The following is a 16,983-nucleotide window of genomic DNA, read 5'->3' on the forward strand; positions in this document are numbered from 1 at the left end:
GCACGACGCCCCGGCCCGGCCTCACAGCGAGCACGCGAAGTTGATGATGAACTCCCGCTACGCGCTCTGGAAAAACCCCGAGAACCTCACCGAGAAACAACAGATCAAGCTCGCCTGGGTCGTTCACACCAACCCGGCCCTGGGCCGGGCCTACTACCTCAAGGAAGGCCTCCGGCTGGTCTTCAAGCTGCCCCGCGACGAAGCCGCCGAGGCTTTGGATAAGTGGATTAGCTGGGCGCGCCGCTGCCGGATCCCGTCGTTCGTGAAACTCCAACGCTCCATCGTCAAGCACCGGGCCGCGATCCTTGCATCGATCGAGCACGGCCTCTCCAACGGCCGCATCGANGAGGCCCTGGACAAGTGGATCGGCTGGGCCCGCCGCAGCCGAATCCCGTCCTTCGTGAAACTCCAACGCTCCATCGTCAAGCACCGGGCCGCGATCCTTGCATCGATCGAGCACGGCCTCTCCAACGGCCGCATCGAATCCGTCAACACCAAGATCCGACTGCTCACCCGAATCGCCTTCGGCTTCAAATCACCCGACGCCCTCATCGCCCTCGCCATGCTCAGCCTCGGCGGCCACAAACCCGCACTCCCCGGCCGGGATTAACCCACGGTTACGACAGGAGAGCCGAGATTTTGCCTGTATCGGCCCCGGACAGCCGGAAAACCGGCCATTTCCCGAAATTCTCCGTCGAATTCGTTCAACGCCGGATGCGATCGGGTGGCGTGACCCGATCCGCTGCCGAGGGTGCTGCCGAGGGTGGTAGCCTGCACTTATGTTTTTCGGTGAGCTGCTTCTTCGCTGCCGCGTCGAGTCCTAATCTGAGGCCTCCCTCGTCGCGGAGTTCGTCGTTGGCTACCCACCATTCGCGAGGAGATCCCAGATCATGAAAAACAATCAGACCGCATCCCAGATGCCGATTCACAAGTACCGCCCGTATCAGGAGCAGTTCACGATCGAGCTGCCCGACCGTACCTGGCCGGACAAGCACATCACCGCGGCCCCGCGCTGGTGCGCCGTCGACCTGCGGGATGGCAACCAGGCGCTGATCGATCCGATGAGTCCCGAGCGCAAGCGCATCATGTTCGACATGCTCGTTCGGATGGGCTACAAGGAGATCGAGGTCGGCTTCCCGTCGGCCAGCCAGACCGACTTCGACTTCGTGCGCAGCCTGATCGACGGAAATGCCATTCCAGACGACGTGACCATCCAGGTGCTCACCCAGGCGCGTGAGCACCTGATCCGGCGCACCTACGAGTCGATCGCGGGCGCCAGGCAGGCCATCGTCCACCTCTACAACTCCACCAGCGTGCTGCAGCGCAAGGTCGTGTTCCGCGAAGACAAGCAGGGCATCATCGACATCGCGTTGGCCGGCGCGCGTCTCTGCCGCGCCGCCGAGGCATCCGTCCCCGGCACCACGGTCTACTACGAGTACTCCCCGGAGAGCTACACCGGTACCGAGCTGGGATTCGCCGTCGACGTCTGCAACCAGGTGCTGGAGGTCCTCGAGCCCACGCCGGAGCGCAAGGTCATCATCAACCTGCCCGCGACCGTCGAGATGGCCACACCCAACGTCTACGCCGACTCCATCGAGTGGATGTCCCGCCACCTCGCCCACCGCGAGAACGTGCTCATCTCCCTGCACCCGCACAACGACCGCGGCACAGCCATCGCGGCCGCGGAACTGGGCTACCTGGCCGGGGCCGACCGCATCGAAGGCTGTCTGTTCGGCAACGGGGAGCGCACGGGCAACGTCGACCTGGTGGCGTTGGGCGTCAACCTGTTCACCCAGGGCATCGACCCGCAGATCGACTTCAGCAACATCGACGAGGTCAAGCGCACCGCGGAGTACTGCAACCAGCTGCCTGTGCCCGAGCGCAGCCCCTGGGCCGGCGACCTGGTCTTCACCGCGTTCAGCGGCTCGCACCAGGACGCCATCAAGAAGGGCTTCGAGGCCATGGCAGTGGATGCCGCCACGCAGGACTGCGGCGTCGACGACCTGCTCTGGGCGGTCCCGTACCTGCCGATCGACCCGAAGGACCTTGGACGCAGCTACGAAGCCGTGATCCGGGTCAACTCCCAGTCCGGCAAGGGCGGCGTGGCCTACCTGCTCAAGACCGACCATGCCCTGGACCTGCCGCGCAAGCTGCAGATCGAATTCTCCGGCGTCGTGCAGTCCAAGACCGACCAGGAGGGCGGCGAGGTCACCAGTGAGCAGATCTGGGAGATCTTCAACGACGAGTACCTGCCGGCCAGCCACACCACGCCCGACGCGAAGTGGGGTCGGTTCGAGCTGCACGCCACGCGCACCTCGAGCGACCTCTCCGGTTCGGTCGAACTGTCCGTTGACCTGCGCGACGACACGACCGTGTCCAGCGCGGTCGGCGCGGGCAACGGCCCGATCGCGGCGTTCCTCGGCGTGATGGCCGAACGCGGCATCGCCATCACCCTCTACGACTTCGTCGAGCACGCCATGTCGGCCGGCGGCGACGCCCTCGCCGCGGCCTACGTCGAACTCGACGTCAACGGCACGCGGTTCTGGGGCGTCGGCATCGACGCGGACATCTCGACCGCCTCGCTCAAGTCGGTGGTGTCGGCGGTCAACCGCGGCATCCGCGCCGAGGCTGGCGAGCGGTCTCTGGCGGACGCGACCGCCTGACCCCGGGTAGCCTCAGCCGGCACGTGAACTCAGTCGGCGCGTGAGCAGAAAATCGCCAGCCCGGCCGAGTGCCTTCCCCGGGGGAGGCGCTCGGCCGGAGCGATGGTTCTCGGCTGCGTGCTGTCAGTCCGGCTCTAGACCCGCGCCGTGTCCTTCGTCTTCGCCCGGTGCGTCGGAGTGACGTGAGTCGGGTCGGCAGTCGCCCTGGCCGGTCGTGCCTTGGGCGCAGGGGTCAGCACCATCGTGCAGTCGTCGATCGCGCCGGCGAGCAGGTCGTAGAGCTGGCCGTCCGGGTCGGGAACGCACGCTTCCGCGATGCCCTGCACGGACACCCGGATGATGGTCTCCGCCGTGCGGTCCGTGAACTTGCTCCGAGACCAGGACCCCATCGAGGCGATGAATTCTCGCGCCCACCGTTCGGTCGCCGGTGCCGCGTCAAACGAATTGCGGATGCGCAGGGCGACGTCGTCGGGAATGGTGCCGTTGGCCTCGGTCAGGTACCGTTCGCAGTTGAGGATCCCCACGGCGAGGGCCCGTTGGTGGTCTGCACTCGTGACCGGGAGGGCGGATGTGGCCGCCCGCAGAGCGATCAGCAGGCGCACCCGTGGGTTGTCCCCGCGCAAACCGATCACCGACGGGATCAGCGGGACCAGCCGGGCCCGGGCGGTGTCCGACGTGCAGTCGTTCACCATCCGAGCGACGGAGGCGAGTAACGGATGAGTGCAGGCAGGGTGGTCACTCCAGGCCACTCCGGCGAGATAGGAGGCGAACTCCATGAAACAGGCGCCGGAACGCGGGTTTCTGTGCTTGCCTCGGGACAGGACCGGCATCAAATCCGGCATCGAATCGGGCACGTTGCCCTTCATCATGTTCATGAGGTTCCTCCAAACGACGTGAGATCTTCTTACCAGTCTGACCCGGGACGCAATGAAAGGCGAGAGCGGAATCCGTCGTTTGTGGACCAGTTTCGGGCCCAGTCGGGGCCTCAGGCCCCGCGGTTCCTGCGCCGCCGGAAGGCGACGATATTGTCGCGCCGCCACCGGGGCCAACTGCCGATCGCGCGCTGCTGCGGCAGGCTCCAGCCGTACCGCGCGGCGAGGATCCGGATGAGCGTCGTCACCACGACGCAGGCGATCCCGGCGATGGTGACGGGCACCTGCAGCATGAAGAGCACCACGAGCAGGCCGCTGCCGACCCCGGCCGCGACGGCGTAGAACGAGCCGACGTGCATCACGGCGATCGGCACGTTCAGCATCATGTCCCGCAGGGCCGACCCACCCACCGCCGTGACGACCCCGACGAACAGGGCCGGGACCTCCGGCAGGCCGACGGCGAGTGCCTTGCTCGTGCCGAGGGCGCCGAACAGCCCGATGGTCACGGCGTCGAGGGCGATGATGAACGGGCCGAGCCGGTTGAACAGGCTCTGCAGCAGCATGCCGAGCAGAGCCGCCCCCGCGCACACCGGCAGGTACCAGTTACTCTGCAGCGCGGCCGGCACGCCGCCCAGCAGGATATCGCGGAGCAAACCGCCGCCGAGCCCCACGGTGACGCCGATCAGCGCGATGCCGAGCAGGTCGAAGCGGCGGTCGGTGAAGCGGCCGGCGAACATGGCGCCCTGCACGGCTCCGATGGCCACGGCCGTGAGGTCGAGCCAGAGCGGGATGAAGAATGAGGTGGAGGGCACCCCTAATGAAACCACTGAAACGGTGGGTATCGGCGCGCTTGACGACCCCGCGCTCCCGCCAGGTGGGAGAATTCAAGGGTGCCTGTCTACCGTGATGATGTCGTCGTGCTGCGCACCCAGAAACTGGGCGAAGCCGACCGCATCGTCACCATGCTCACGCGCCAGCACGGGAAGGTGCGCGCGGTCGCCAAGGGTGTGCGCCGCACCGCGTCGAAATTCGGGGCCCGGCTCGAACCGTTCATGGTTGCCGACGTGCAGCTTTGGGAGGGGCGGAGCCTCGACGTCATCACGCAGGCGGAGTCCATCGCTTCTTACGGAGCCCTGATCACGGCCGACTACCCGAGCTACACGGCGGCCAGCGCCATGGTCGAAACCGCCGACAAACTCACCGAGGCGGAGGGTTCGCTGCAGCAATACCTGCTGCTCGTGGGTGCCCTCCGGTCGCTCTCCCGCCGTGAGCACGGCGCCGGCCTCACCCTCGACTCCTATCTGCTCCGAGCACTGTCGATGGCCGGCTGGGCACCCAGTTTCCAGGACTGCGCACGGTGCGGAGCCCGGGGAGCCCACTCCGCGATGGTTGTGCAGGCTGGCGGGATCGTCTGCGACGATTGCGCAGCCCCTGGTTCGCCGAGGCTCGATCCGGCCACCATCACCCTGCTCGGCTCCCTCCTGACCGGCGACTGGGAGCACACCAAATCCACCCCGCCCCAGACCAGAGCCCAGGCCACCGGGGTTGTCGCCGCCTACACGCAGTGGCACCTCGGACGCGGCCTTCGATCGTTGGAACACGTGAGTCGATGACCCCTGCGCCCTTCCTCAATCCCTTCGGCCAGAAGCCCCTGACCCACAAGGATGCGGTGCCGTTCAAACCCTTGGACTGGACGGGCCTGTACCCGCCCGCCCTGCCGAAGCAGGCCGTTCCCGAGCACGTGGCGGTTGTGATGGACGGCAACGGCCGGTGGGCGAACGCGCGCGGGCTGCCTCGGGTGGAAGGCCACAAGGCGGGGGAGGCCGCGCTTCTCGACGTCGTCGCCGGGGCCATCCAGATCGGCGTCAAACACCTGAGCGTCTACGCGTTCTCCACCGAGAACTGGAAGCGGTCACCCGACGAGGTTCGCTTCCTGATGGGATTCAACCGGGACGTTCTGCACCGCCGGCGCGATCAGCTCAACGAATGGGGGGTGCGCGTGCGGTGGGCCGGACGCAAGCCCCGGCTGTGGGCATCCGTCATCAAGGAACTGCAGTTCGCCGAACGGCTGACCACCGGAAACGACGTGCTCACCCTCACCATGTGCGTGAACTATGGCGGGCGCACCGAGATCGCGGATGCCGTGCGCGCCTTGGCTGAGGACGTGGCCGCAGGCAGGTTGAAGCCCGCCGGGATCACCGAGAAGTCGATCCAGCGGTACCTGTACACCGCGGACCTCCCCGACGTGGACTTGTTCGTGCGCAGTTCGGGGGAGCAGCGCACCAGCAACTTTCTGCTCTGGCAGAGCGCCTACGCGGAGATGGTGTTTTTGGACACCCTCTGGCCGGACTTCGGCCGTGGGGACCTGTGGCGGGCGATCGAGCTCTACGCGGCCCGTAACCGCCGCTACGGCGGCGCCGTGGACGCGCCGACCGTCTAGGCCGGGAATACAACGTGGGGCTCCATCGGTTGACCTCACAGTGAGTGAAGCCATCAAAGTAGACATCTGGTCCGACGTTCAGTGCCCCTGGTGCTACATCGGAAAGCGCAAGTTCGAGGCCGGGGCGGCCCTGTTCGACGGGAACGTCGAGGTTGAATATCACAGCTTTGAACTCGCCCCGGATACCCCGGTCGACTTCGATGGCAGCCCCGTCGACTACCTCAGTCAGCGTAAGGGCCTGCCGGTCGCCGAGGTCGAGCAGATGCTCGAGCGCGTCACCGGCATTGCCGAGAGCGTCGGGCTGCACTACGACTACGACTCCGTGCATCAGACCAACACTGTCATCTCGCACGAGCTGCTGCACTACGCGAAGGCGCACGGCCGCCAGCTCGACATGAAAGAACGACTGCTCAAGGCCTACTTCGTCGACGGCCGCCACGTCGGCCGGATCGCCGACCTCGCAGACCTCGCCGCCGAAATCGGCCTGGACCGTGACGACGTCATCCGCGCCCTGACCGCCCACGACTTCCTCTCGGATGTCAAGGCCGACGTCGCTCAGGCCAACGCCTACGGCATCCAGGGGGTGCCCTTCTTTGTCATCGACGGCAAATACGGGATCTCCGGCGCCCAGGACCCCGACACCTTCGCCCAGGCCCTCCGCCAGGCGCACACCGAAAAATCCGAGGACAAGAACAAATGAGCGACGCACCCGACACCACCACCCCGGTCGCCCCCGCCGAGGCCGCGTCCGTTCCCACGATCGAACTTCTCGGCCAAGCCGCGGCCGGCGGATGCTGCGGCGGCGGCTCCTGCGGCGTCTAGCCGGGTCGTCAGGTAGGCGTCCCGGCGTGGGGGAGAATTGAACGGATGACTTCCGTAACCCAGACCAGCCCGGCGAACCTCACGATCGGCCCGCTCACGCTCGACGTGCCCGTCGTTCTCGCGCCCATGGCAGGGATTACCAACACGGCGTTCCGTCGTCTGTGCCGTGAATACGGCGCAGGCCTCTATGTCAGCGAGATGATAACCTCCCGTGCGCTGGTCGAACGCACGCCGGAGTCGATGCGACTGATCAACCATCACGAGAGCGAAAAGACCCGCTCAATCCAGCTGTACGGCGTGGACCCGAAGACCGTTGCCGAGGCGGTCACCCTGCTTGTGGCCGAGGACCGGGCCGACCACATCGACCTCAACTTCGGCTGCCCGGTTCCCAAGGTCACCCGCAAGGGCGGCGGCGCCGCCCTGCCCTGGAAGCTCGGGCTCTTCCGTCAGATCGTCGAGGGTGCCGTCACCGCGGCCGGTGACGTGCCGGTTACCGTCAAGATGCGCAAGGGCATCGACTCCGACCATCTGACCTATCTGGAGGCCGGCAAGGCGGCGGAGGGCGCCGGTGTCGCGGCCATCGCCCTGCATGCCCGCACGGCCGCCGAGTACTACTCCGGCCAGGCCGATTGGTCCGCCATCGCGACCCTCAAGAAAACCGTCACGAGCGTGCCCGTGCTCGGCAACGGCGACATCTGGTCCGCCGAGGACGCCCTGCGCATGGTCGCGGAGACCGGCTGTGACGGCGTCGTCGTCGGGCGCGGCTGCCTGGGCCGCCCCTGGCTGTTTGGTGACCTCGCCGCGGCCTTCCGCGGCGGCGAGTCCGGCGCGGCGGCTGCCAGGATCCAGCCCAACCTGGGCCAGGTCGCCGACGCCTTCCGCCGCCACGCGGTGCTCTTGACCGAGTTCTTCGAGAGCGAGGAGCGAGCCTGCCGGGACATCCGCAAGCATGTGGCCTGGTATTTCAAGGGCTACCCGGTCGGCGGCGACCTGCGGGCGAGCCTGGCCTCGGTCGTCTCGCTCGCGCAGCTCGACGATCTGCTGGGCACCCTCGACGGCGATCAGGACTACCCCGGCGAGGGCGCTGAGGGGCCCCGGGGTCGGGCCGGCAGCCCGAAGAAAACCTCACTTCCTGAACACTGGCTCGACTCCCAGGAGCTGGTGTCGGCGGAGCGCGCCAATCTGACCGAAGGTGAAGGGGACACAAGCGGTGGCTAATGAGACCGGATACAGCAGGCACGACGAGGAACGCTGGCTGCCTGAGGAGCACGGCTCCAGGCGCAGCGATTTCGCTCGCGACCGGGCCCGGCTTTTGCACTCGAGCGCTCTGCGCCGGTTGGCCGCGAAGACCCAGGTGTTGAGCCCGGCCGCCGGTCTCGATTTCGCGCGCAACCGTCTCACCCATTCTCTCGAGGTCGCCCAGGTCGGGCGCGAACTCGCTCTGCGGCTGGGCCTCGACCCGGACATCGTCGACACCGCCTGCCTGGCGCACGACATCGGCCATCCGCCCTTCGGCCACAACGGCGAGAAGGCCCTCAACACCTGGTCTGCAGACATCGGCGGCTTCGAGGGCAACGCGCAGACGCTCCGCCTGCTCACCCGACTCGAACCCAAGGTCTTCGGCCGCCACGGCCGCAGCTATGGGCTCAATCTCACGCGGGCGAGCCTCGACGCGAGCTGCAAATACCCCTGGCCGGCCGACTCGTCGGTTGCCGATCCGAGCGGCCGCGCCAAGTACGGCTTCTACCCGGACGACAGGGAGGCCTTCGAGTGGATGCGCACCGGCGCCGCGGAGCGCCGGCGCTGCATCGAGGCGCAGGTGATGGACCTCTCCGACGACATCGCGTATTCCGTGCACGACTTCGAGGACGCCGTCTTCAACGGCTACATCGACGTCGGCCAGCTCGGCAGCCGGACCAACCACGAGTCGCTTCTGGCCACGATGACCGAGTGGACCGGCGATGGTCTCTCCGAGGAGGACCTGGCCGACGCCTTCGACCGGCTGGACTCGCTCAACGCCTGGCTTGAGACCTGGTCGGGCAGCCGCCGCGAGCAAGGCCTGCTGAAGAACCTGACCAGCCAGCTGATCGGCCGCTTCAGCGGTGCCGCCGTGCGCGCCACCCGCGACGCCAACCCGGGGGGCGACCTGATTCGGTTCGGCGCCCACGTGGTCGTGCCGCGGGAGGTCGAGGCGGAGATCGCCGTGCTCAAGGGCATCGTGGCGACCTTCGTGATGACGCGACAGACCCGCAAGCCCATCTACGTGGAGCAGAGGCAGGTGCTCACCCTGCTGGCGCGCACGCTGCACGCGACGGGGGACGAACACCTCGACGCGGGATACCGGGAGGACTGGCACGCAGCCGCCGACGCCGCAGCCCGCAAACGCGTCGTCGTCGACCAGGTCGCCAGCCTTACCGACCAGTCCGCGCTGGCCTGGTACGAACGCCTGGTAAAGCACTGACCCGCGCGAACAACAGCACGGACAGCACGGGCAGCACCGCACAGAACGACGACACCACACCGAACACCGACACGGGCAGGACTAACATTCAACTATGGCAGGCCTGATTCGACAAAACGACATCGAAGAGGTCAAGGCCCGAACCAACATCGCCGACATCGTCGGCGACTACGTGAGTCTCAAGTCCGCCGGCGTGGGATCGATGAAGGGACTGTGCCCCTTTCACGACGAGCGCAGCCCAAGCTTCCACGTGCGCCCACAGGTCGGTTTCTACCACTGCTTCGGTTGCGGCGAGAGCGGCGACGTCTACTCCTTTCTGCAGAAGATGGACCACGTCAGTTTCAGTGAGGCCGTCGAACGGCTCGCCGGCCGGGTCGGTATCGAGTTGCACTACGAGGGCGGCGCCGGCGAGGCTCCCGACCACACCAATCGGGCCCGCCTGTACGCCGCCAACCAGGCCGCGGCCGACTTCTTCGTGGAACGCCTCGGCAGCCCCGGCGCCCTGGTCGGGCGTACTTTCCTCGGTGAACGCGGCTTCGACTCCCTCGCGGCCGCCCGGTTTGGGGTCGGCTTCGCCCCGAAAAGCTGGGACGAGCTCACCAACCACCTGCGCGCCAGGGGGTTCTCCACCGAGGAACTCACGCTGTCCGGTCTCGTTTCCAGCGGCGACCGCGGCGTGTACGACCGGTTCCGCGGCCGCCTGGTCTGGCCGATCCGGGACATCACCGGGCAGACCATCGGCTTCGGGGCGCGTCGGCTCCTCGAAGACGACAAGGGACCCAAATATCTGAATACCCCCGAAACGCCGATCTACCACAAGTCCCAGGTGCTCTACGGGCTTGACCTCGCCAAACGCGACATCTCCCGAGGCCACCAGGTCGTCGTCGTGGAGGGCTACACCGACGTCATGGCCTGCCACCTTGCCGGGGTGACGACCGCGGTCGCCACCTGCGGCACATCCTTCGGGGTCGACCACATCAAGGTGCTGCGTCGCGTGCTCGGCGACGACAGCGGGGTCGGCGAGGTCGTGTTCACGTTCGATCCGGATGCCGCCGGCCAGAAGGCCGCCGTGCGCGCATTCAGCGAGGAGCAGCGTTTCTCCGCCCAGACGTACGTGGCCGTCGCGCCCGAGGGACTGGACCCCTGCGACCTGCGACTGCAGCGCGGCGATGACGCCGTGCGCCGGCTGATCGACTCGAAAAAGCCCATGTTCGAATTCATGATCCGGCAGTTGCTCGGCCAATACAACCTCGACACGGTGGAGGGTCGCGTCGCCGCGCTTCGCGCCGCGGCGCCGATCGTCGGCGACATCCGTGACCCGACCCTGCGACCCGGTTACACGCACGAGCTGGCGCGCATGCTCGGCATGGAGCTCGGCGAGGTCGGCAAGGCCGTCTCCGCCGCCCTGTCGCGCTCCCGGAGCACCGGTACGGCCACTCCGGGAGCTCGGTCGGGGGAGAACGAGCCGGCGCCCCGGGAGCAGCCGTTCTCCATGATCGACCTGGCGACCGACCCCGTCACCCGGCTGGAACGCGACGGCCTGATGGCCATGCTGCAGCGCCCTACCGTCGTCGGGGTGGATCTGATCCAGCGCGCCGCGGCGACGAACTTCGTGAACACCTCCCTGGCGGTGGTGCGCGACGCCATCGCGGCCACCGCGCCCCACCACGACGCCGTCGACTGGCTCGACCGCATCGTCGCCGAGGTCCCGGCCACGCTGGAAAACCTGGTCAAGGAGTTGGCGATGGCTTCCCTGCCCGAACGGTCCGAACGCGAAATCGGCCGCTACGTGCGCGACATCACCGTGGCCCTGATCGACCGGGACCTGCTTCGCCAGAAGGCCGAACTCCTCGGTCGGCTCCAGCGCGCGGATGCGACCAATCGCGACGTCTATGTGGCACTCCAGCGGGAGCTGGTGCGAGTCGAGTCCGAGCGCCGCAACCTCCGGGAGGAGTAGACCGGGCTCGTCTCGCCCGGCTCCTCCTTGGTTGCAGCTCGATAAAGATGCATCGTATTGCGACGGGACACCGCGCATTCTGTGCTACTTCTTTTCCTACAGCAATGCTGGCCGCGCACGATTCCTGCGCCCGGCATCGGTTTTCTAGAGGAAGAGGCTCACGGCTATGGCATTCTCATCCACTTCACGCGCGAGAGGGCTCAGCGCCGCCGCGGTTGTCGCGGTCGCCGCGTTGACCCTGGCGGGCTGCTCCGCCGGCGGAACCGACGACGAGACCAGCTCGGGTGGCGAAGCCATCACGATCGGCACGACCGACAAGATCACGTCGCTCGACCCGGCCGGTTCCTACGACAACGGCTCGTTCGCGGTTCAGAACCAGGTCTTCCCATTCTTGATGAACACGCCCTACGGCAGTCCGGACGTCGAGCCCGACATCGCCACGGCCGCCGCGTTCACCAGCCCCAACGAGTACACGGTCACCCTCAAGCCCGGTCTGAAGTGGGCCAACGGCAACGAGCTCACCTCCTCCGACGTCAAGTTCACCTTCGACCGCCAGCTAGCGATCGCGGACGACAACGGCCCCTCCTCGCTGCTCTATAACCTGGACAGCGTCGCGGCCCCCGATGACACCACGGTTGTCTTCACCCTCAAGCAGGCGGACGACCAGATCTTCCCGCAGATCCTGTCCAGCCCGGCCGGCCCCATCGTCGACGAGGACACCTTCTCGGCCACGAAACTCACGCCGGACCAGGACATCGTCGACGCCAACGCGTTCGCCGGCCAGTACGTCATCACCAGCTACGACTTCAACAACCTGCTCGGCTACAAGGCCAACCCGGACTACGAGGGTCTCCTGGGCGCGGCCAAGACCGACGTCGTCAACGTGAAGTACTACGCCGACGCCTCCAATCTGAAGCTCGAAGTGCAGCAGGGTGATATCGACGTGGCGTTCCGTAGCCTGTCGGCCACCGACATCGAGGACCTGCGCGGCAACGACAAGGTCAAGGTCGTCGACGGACCCGGCGGCGAACTCCGCTACATCGTCTTCAACTTCGACACCCAGCCGTTCGGCGCCAAGACCGCCGAGGCCGACCCGGCCAAGGCCCTTGCCGTGCGCCAGGCCGTGGCCGACCTGGTCGACCGCGACGAAATCGCCGAGCAGGTCTATAAGGGCACGTACACCCCGGTGTACTCCTACGTTCCCGCCGGACTGACCGGTGCCACCGAGTCCCTCAAGGGCCTCTACGGCGACGGTGAGGGTGCCCCCGACGTCGACAAGGCCGCGGCAACCCTCAAGGCCGCCGGCGTGACCGGTCCGGTAAAGCTCAACCTCCAGTACAGTAACGACCACTACGGCCCGTCGTCCGGCGACGAGTACGCCCTGGTCAAGGACCAGCTGGAAGCCTCGGGCCTCTTCACCGTCAACCTGCAGACCACCGAGTGGGTTCAGTACTCGAAGGACCGCACGACGGATGTCTACCCCATCTACCAGCTCGGTTGGTTCCCGGACTACTCCGACGCCGACAACTACCTGACCCCGTTCTTTCTCGAAGGCGGCTTCCTCAAGAACCACTACAGCGACACGGTGGTCGACGCCCTGATCCTGAAGCAGGCCGTCACCGCCGATCCCGCCGAGCGCACCAAGCTGATCGAGGAGATCCAGGACAAGGTCGCCGCGCAGCTGTCGACCGTGCCGCTGCTCCAGGGCGCCCAGGTTGCCGTCACCGGCCCCGATGTGACCGGAACCAGCGACACGCTCGACGCGTCGTTCAAGTTCCGTTACGCGGCACTGGTCAAAGGTTAGTTCGTCGACCGGTTAGAGTTTCTCTAATTTGAAACCCGGGGGCATCCAGTCGCTTGCGCGCTGGGTGCCCCCGTCACGTTCTAATCGCACAGTCCTATCGTTAGGCAGGAATGACCACTGTGACCACGCGCCCCCCGTCGCCCCGCGCGACGGGACGCAAGAAACGTCCCGCAACTGACGGCGGGATCGGCCGGTACATCCTGATCCGCTTTCTGCTGATCTTTCCCACCATCTTCATCCTTGTGTCCATGGTCTTCTGGCTGATGCGCACGACCGGTGACCCGATCACGGCCGCTCTCGGCGGGCGTCTCGGGCCCGAGCAGCTGGCCGAGCGCATCCAGGCCGCCGGCTACGACCGGCCCATCTTCGTGCAGTACATCGAGTACCTGGGCCAGGTGTTCACCGGCAACTTCGGCACGACCATCAGCACCAACCGTCCCGTCTCCGAGATTCTGGTCACCTATGGGCTGGCCACGTTCGAGCTCGTCTTCTACGCCCTCGTCGTCGCGTTCATCGTCGGGATTCCCCTGGGCATGGTCGCCGCCTATTGGCGGGACAAATCCGCGGACGCCTTCCTCCGGGTTTTCGCGATCCTCTGCTACGCCACGCCGGTGTTCTTCTCCGGGCTGTTGTTTAAACTCGTCTTCGCCGTCTACCTCGACGTGCTTCCTGTCTCCGGGCGGGCCTCGACCGGTTCCGAGCTGCAGATGCAGCTGTTGCCGAACCAGACCGGCCTGTACACGATCGACGCCATCCTGACCGGGGACCCGACCGTGCTCGGGGACGTTCTCGAGCATGCCGTGCTCCCCGCGCTGACGCTCGGGCTGCTCACTGCGGGGGTCTTCCTCCGCCTCGTGCGCACCAACGTGATCGGAACCCTCGGCACCGATTACGTCGACGCCGCTCGCTCGCGTGGGGTGAGCGAGTTCCGCCTGGTGCGGAAGCACGCCTACCGGCCGGCCCTGATCCCGATCATCACCGTGATCGGCCTCCAGATCGCCCTGCTGCTCGGCGGCGCCGTGCTGACCGAGACCACCTTCGAATGGAAGGGCCTGGGCTTCATGCTCTCCGAGTTCCTCAAGGCCCGGGACTTCGTGGCCGTGCAGGGGATCGTCGCCCTGCTCGCCGTGATCGTCGCCCTCTCCAACTTTGTCGTCGATATCATCGCCGCACTGATCGACCCGAGAGTGAGGTACTGAGATGAGTGACGCCACCGTGATCTCCGCCCGGCAGAAGCGCAGCGTCTGGTCCCGCCTCCCCGTCGTGCACCAGCTCAGGCAGAGCATCGGACTCCAGCGCGGGATGCTGATCGCCGGCCTGGTGATCACCACTCTCTTCGTGCTGACCGCCATTTTCGCCCCCGTGCTCGCGCCCTACGGCTTCAGCCAACTGCGCGACGCCAACGGCGCCTTCGGAGCCCAGCAGCCGCCCGGGGGCGCGCATCCGCTGGGCACCACCGTCAGCGGCTACGACGTGCTCTCCCGGGTGCTGTGGGGTGCCCAGACCGCCCTGTTCGTGATCATTGTGGCCGTCCTGCTGTCGATCTTCGCCGGGGTGTTCCTCGGGCTGGTGTCGGGCTATTTCGGCGGCTGGCTCGACCGGATCCTGGTGGTCGTCTCCGACGCCGTCTACGCGTTCCCGTCGCTGCTTCTCGCCATCGTGATGTCGATCGTCATCTCCGGGGGCAAGTCCAACCTGATCGGCGGTGTGCTGGCGGCGGCGATCTCGATCACCGTGGTCTTCATCCCGCAGTACTTCCGGGTGATCCGCGCCGAAACGGTGCGGATCAAGGCGGAGGCCTACGTGGAATCCGCACGCGTGCTGGGTGCCGGCAGCGGCCGGATCATGTTCCGGCACGTGTTCCGCAATGCCACCCGCACCCTTCCGCTGATCTTCACCCTGAACTCGTCGGAGGCCATCCTGACCCTCGCGGGCCTCGGCTTCCTCGGGTTCGGCATTGAACCGACGGCCGCCTCCGAGTGGGGCTACGACCTCAACAAGGCCCTCTCGGACGTCACCAGCGGCATCTGGTGGACGTCACTGTTCCCCGGCCTGGCCATCGTGCTCGTCGTGCTCGGCATTACGCTGGTCGGCGAAAGCCTCAACGACCTGGCCGATCCCCGCCTGCGCGGACGCCGCGCAGTCGGCCAGTCGGCCGGGATCGTCGCGCAGACCTCGGTCGTTCCCGGTGGCACCCTCGTCGCCGGCTCCGGCGGGCTCGACGGACTGGAAGGCGCCGCAACCCATCCCACCGAAGGACTCGAGGAGCGACCATGACCGACGTGCTCACCATCACCGATCTGGGCATTTCGTTCGCGACCGACGCCGGAGCCGTTCGGGCCGTTGACGGCGTCACCCTGCGGGTCGCTCCCGGCGAGGTCCTGGCCATCGTCGGCGAGAGCGGGAGCGGCAAGACCGTCACCGCCAAGACCATCCTCGGGCTGCTGCCGGAGACGGCGACCGCCTCCGGGGCCGTCATCCTCAGCAGCAAGGATGGCTCGAGCGAGAGCAACGTCATCGCGCTCAGCACAGCCCAGCTGCGGCAGGTTCGCGGCACCGACGTCTCCATGGTGTTCCAAGAACCCTCGACCGCGCTGAACCCCGTCTTCACGGTGGGTTGGCAAATCATGGAGGGCATCCGCGCGCACGGCCAGTTCAGTCGCAAGGAAGCCCGCAAGAAGGCCATCGAGATCCTCGGGCGGGTCGGTATCCCCGACGCGGAAACCCGCGTCGACTACTACCCGCACCAGTTCTCCGGCGGCCAGAAGCAGCGCGTCGTGATCGCCATGGCCCTGGTGCTCGACCCCGGCCTGATCGTCGCCGACGAGCCGACCACGGCGCTCGACGTGACCGTGCAGGCCGAGATCCTGGACTTACTGCGCCGCTGCCGCGACGAATTCGGCACGGCGATCGTGCTCATCACCCACAACATGGGCGTGGTCGCAGACCTCGCCGACCGGGTTGCGGTGATGTACCAGGGCAAGGTCGTCGAAGAGGCGAATGCCCAAACCCTCTTCCGCTCGCCGCAGAACGACTACACGAAGAAGCTGCTCGCCGCCGTGCCTCACGTGGGCCAGGGGGTCGTGCACGCCGCCGCCCGTGCCACGGCCCGCGCGGCCGACTGGGAGCAGCAGGCGCCGGTCGTCGTCGCCGACCAGCTCCGAATCGAATACCCCGGCCGGCTCGGCCGGTCCGGTTTCACCGCCGTCGACGGCGTGAGCTTCCTGATCCGGCCCGGTGAGGTTCTCGGTCTGGTGGGGGAAAGCGGTTCCGGCAAGACTACGATCGGGCGGGCCATCGCCGGCCTGACCCGGGTGACCGGTGGCTCCCTGACCGTGATGGGCCACGAGATGAACGGGTTCAAGGAGCGTGCGTTCCGGAAGTTCCGCAGCGACATCGGGTTCGTCTTCCAAGACCCGGCGTCGAGTTTCAACCCGCTGCTGACCATCGCCGACTGCGTCGCTGAACCGCTGGTGGTGCACGGTCGGGCGAAGAACGCCGCCCACGCTCGCCCGCGGGTCAACGAGCTCCTCGAGGCCGTGCAGCTGCCGCGTGCCTACGGCGACCGTTACCCGCACGAGCTGAGCGGCGGCCAGCGCCAGCGCGCGAGCCTGGCGCGGGCGCTCGCCCTGGAGCCGCCACTGCTGATCGCCGACGAGCCCACCAGCGCTCTCGACGTCTCCGTGCAGGCGCGGGTGCTGGAGCTGTTCGCCGAACTCCAGCGGGAGTTCGGCTTTGCCGCGCTGTTCATCAGTCATGACCTGGCTGTCGTCGACCTCGTCGCGGACCGGATCGCGGTGCTGTACCGAGGAAAACTGGTCGAGGAGGGCACCAGCGCCGAGGTTCTCGGTGCACCCAAGGATCCCTACACCCAGCGGCTCCTGGCCTCCCTGCCCGTGCCGGACCCGGCCGAGCAGGCCCTGCGCCGGGAGGGACTGCGCCGGCTGCGTGAGGCAGGATAGAC

At 67.1% G+C, this 16,983-nt stretch carries 15 protein-coding genes; 13 read left to right on the forward strand and 2 right to left on the reverse strand.

The window, feature by feature from the left end; genetic code table 11:
• A partial coding sequence (locus CXY81_RS16880) for a transposase (RefSeq protein ID WP_233194006.1) occupies nt 1-610 on the forward strand: 610 nt, incomplete at its 5' end.
• 280 nt (nt 611-890) lie between these two features.
• A complete protein-coding gene (gene leuA / locus CXY81_RS05345) occupies nt 891-2,663 on the forward strand; it encodes a 2-isopropylmalate synthase (protein WP_104169685.1) in 1,773 nt (590 codons plus the stop codon).
• A 134-nt stretch (nt 2,664-2,797) separates the two neighbouring features.
• On the opposite strand, the gene CXY81_RS05350 is transcribed toward leuA, so the two are convergent.
• Both CXY81_RS05350 and CXY81_RS05355 read right to left on the reverse strand, forming a co-directional pair.
• Entirely contained in the window at nt 2,798-3,538 is a 741-nt protein-coding gene (locus CXY81_RS05350; RefSeq protein ID WP_199182964.1) for a hypothetical protein, read from the reverse strand.
• A gap of 110 nt (nt 3,539-3,648) precedes the next feature.
• Nucleotides 3,649-4,347: a trimeric intracellular cation channel family protein gene (locus tag CXY81_RS05355; RefSeq protein ID WP_233194007.1), complete on the reverse strand. Its 699-nt coding sequence runs from the start codon at nt 4,345-4,347 to the stop codon at nt 3,649-3,651.
• Between the two features lie 78 nt (nt 4,348-4,425).
• On the opposite strand from CXY81_RS05355, the gene recO reads away from it, so the two are divergent.
• The 11 genes from recO (at nt 4,426) to CXY81_RS05405 (ending at nt 16,981) form a co-directional block, all read left to right on the forward strand.
• Nucleotides 4,426-5,148, forward strand: coding sequence for a DNA repair protein RecO (gene recO, locus CXY81_RS05360; RefSeq protein ID WP_104099989.1), 723 nt, complete (start codon nt 4,426-4,428; stop codon nt 5,146-5,148).
• Nucleotides 5,145-5,975: an isoprenyl transferase gene (locus tag CXY81_RS05365; RefSeq protein ID WP_104194227.1), complete on the forward strand. Its 831-nt coding sequence runs from the start codon at nt 5,145-5,147 to the stop codon at nt 5,973-5,975. The genes recO and CXY81_RS05365 overlap by 4 nt, the downstream gene beginning before the upstream one ends.
• 40 nt (nt 5,976-6,015) lie before the next feature.
• Nucleotides 6,016-6,675 (forward strand): DsbA family protein, encoded by a 660-nt coding sequence (locus CXY81_RS05370; RefSeq protein WP_104169687.1) that lies wholly within the window; start codon nt 6,016-6,018, stop codon nt 6,673-6,675.
• Nucleotides 6,672-6,797: a hypothetical protein gene (locus CXY81_RS17200; protein ID WP_255408566.1), complete on the forward strand. Its 126-nt coding sequence runs from the start codon at nt 6,672-6,674 to the stop codon at nt 6,795-6,797. Before CXY81_RS05370 ends, CXY81_RS17200 begins: the two co-directional genes overlap by 4 nt.
• A gap of 45 nt (nt 6,798-6,842) precedes the next feature.
• The gene (gene dusB, locus CXY81_RS05375; RefSeq protein WP_104169688.1) at nt 6,843-8,015 is read left to right on the forward strand and encodes a tRNA dihydrouridine synthase DusB; all 1,173 of its coding nucleotides are present in this window, start codon (nt 6,843-6,845) and stop codon (nt 8,013-8,015) included.
• The gene (locus CXY81_RS05380; protein WP_174843654.1) at nt 8,008-9,258 is read left to right on the forward strand and encodes a deoxyguanosinetriphosphate triphosphohydrolase; all 1,251 of its coding nucleotides are present in this window, start codon (nt 8,008-8,010) and stop codon (nt 9,256-9,258) included. The genes dusB and CXY81_RS05380 overlap by 8 nt, the downstream gene beginning before the upstream one ends.
• Nucleotides 9,259-9,352: 94 nt before the next feature.
• Nucleotides 9,353-11,215 carry a DNA primase gene (gene dnaG / locus CXY81_RS05385; RefSeq protein WP_104169690.1) on the forward strand — a complete coding sequence of 621 codons (1,863 nt, stop codon included), beginning with the start codon at nt 9,353-9,355 and terminating at the stop codon, nt 11,213-11,215.
• A gap of 166 nt (nt 11,216-11,381) precedes the next feature.
• The gene (locus CXY81_RS05390) at nt 11,382-13,019 is read left to right on the forward strand and encodes an ABC transporter substrate-binding protein (RefSeq protein WP_104169691.1); all 1,638 of its coding nucleotides are present in this window, start codon (nt 11,382-11,384) and stop codon (nt 13,017-13,019) included.
• Between the two features lie 110 nt (nt 13,020-13,129).
• The gene (locus CXY81_RS05395; RefSeq protein WP_104099982.1) at nt 13,130-14,218 is read left to right on the forward strand and encodes an ABC transporter permease; all 1,089 of its coding nucleotides are present in this window, start codon (nt 13,130-13,132) and stop codon (nt 14,216-14,218) included.
• A 1-nt stretch (nt 14,219) separates the two neighbouring features.
• Entirely contained in the window at nt 14,220-15,296 is a 1,077-nt protein-coding gene (locus CXY81_RS05400) for an ABC transporter permease (RefSeq protein WP_104169692.1), read from the forward strand.
• Nucleotides 15,293-16,981 (forward strand): ABC transporter ATP-binding protein, encoded by a 1,689-nt coding sequence (locus tag CXY81_RS05405; RefSeq protein WP_104194228.1) that lies wholly within the window; start codon nt 15,293-15,295, stop codon nt 16,979-16,981. Before CXY81_RS05400 ends, CXY81_RS05405 begins: the two co-directional genes overlap by 4 nt.
• Nucleotides 16,982-16,983: the final 2 nt, after the last annotated feature.

It is taken from the genome of Cryobacterium sp. M25 (assembly GCF_002929635.1).
In the GTDB taxonomy this organism is placed as follows: domain Bacteria; phylum Actinomycetota; class Actinomycetes; order Actinomycetales; family Microbacteriaceae; genus Cryobacterium; species Cryobacterium sandaracinum.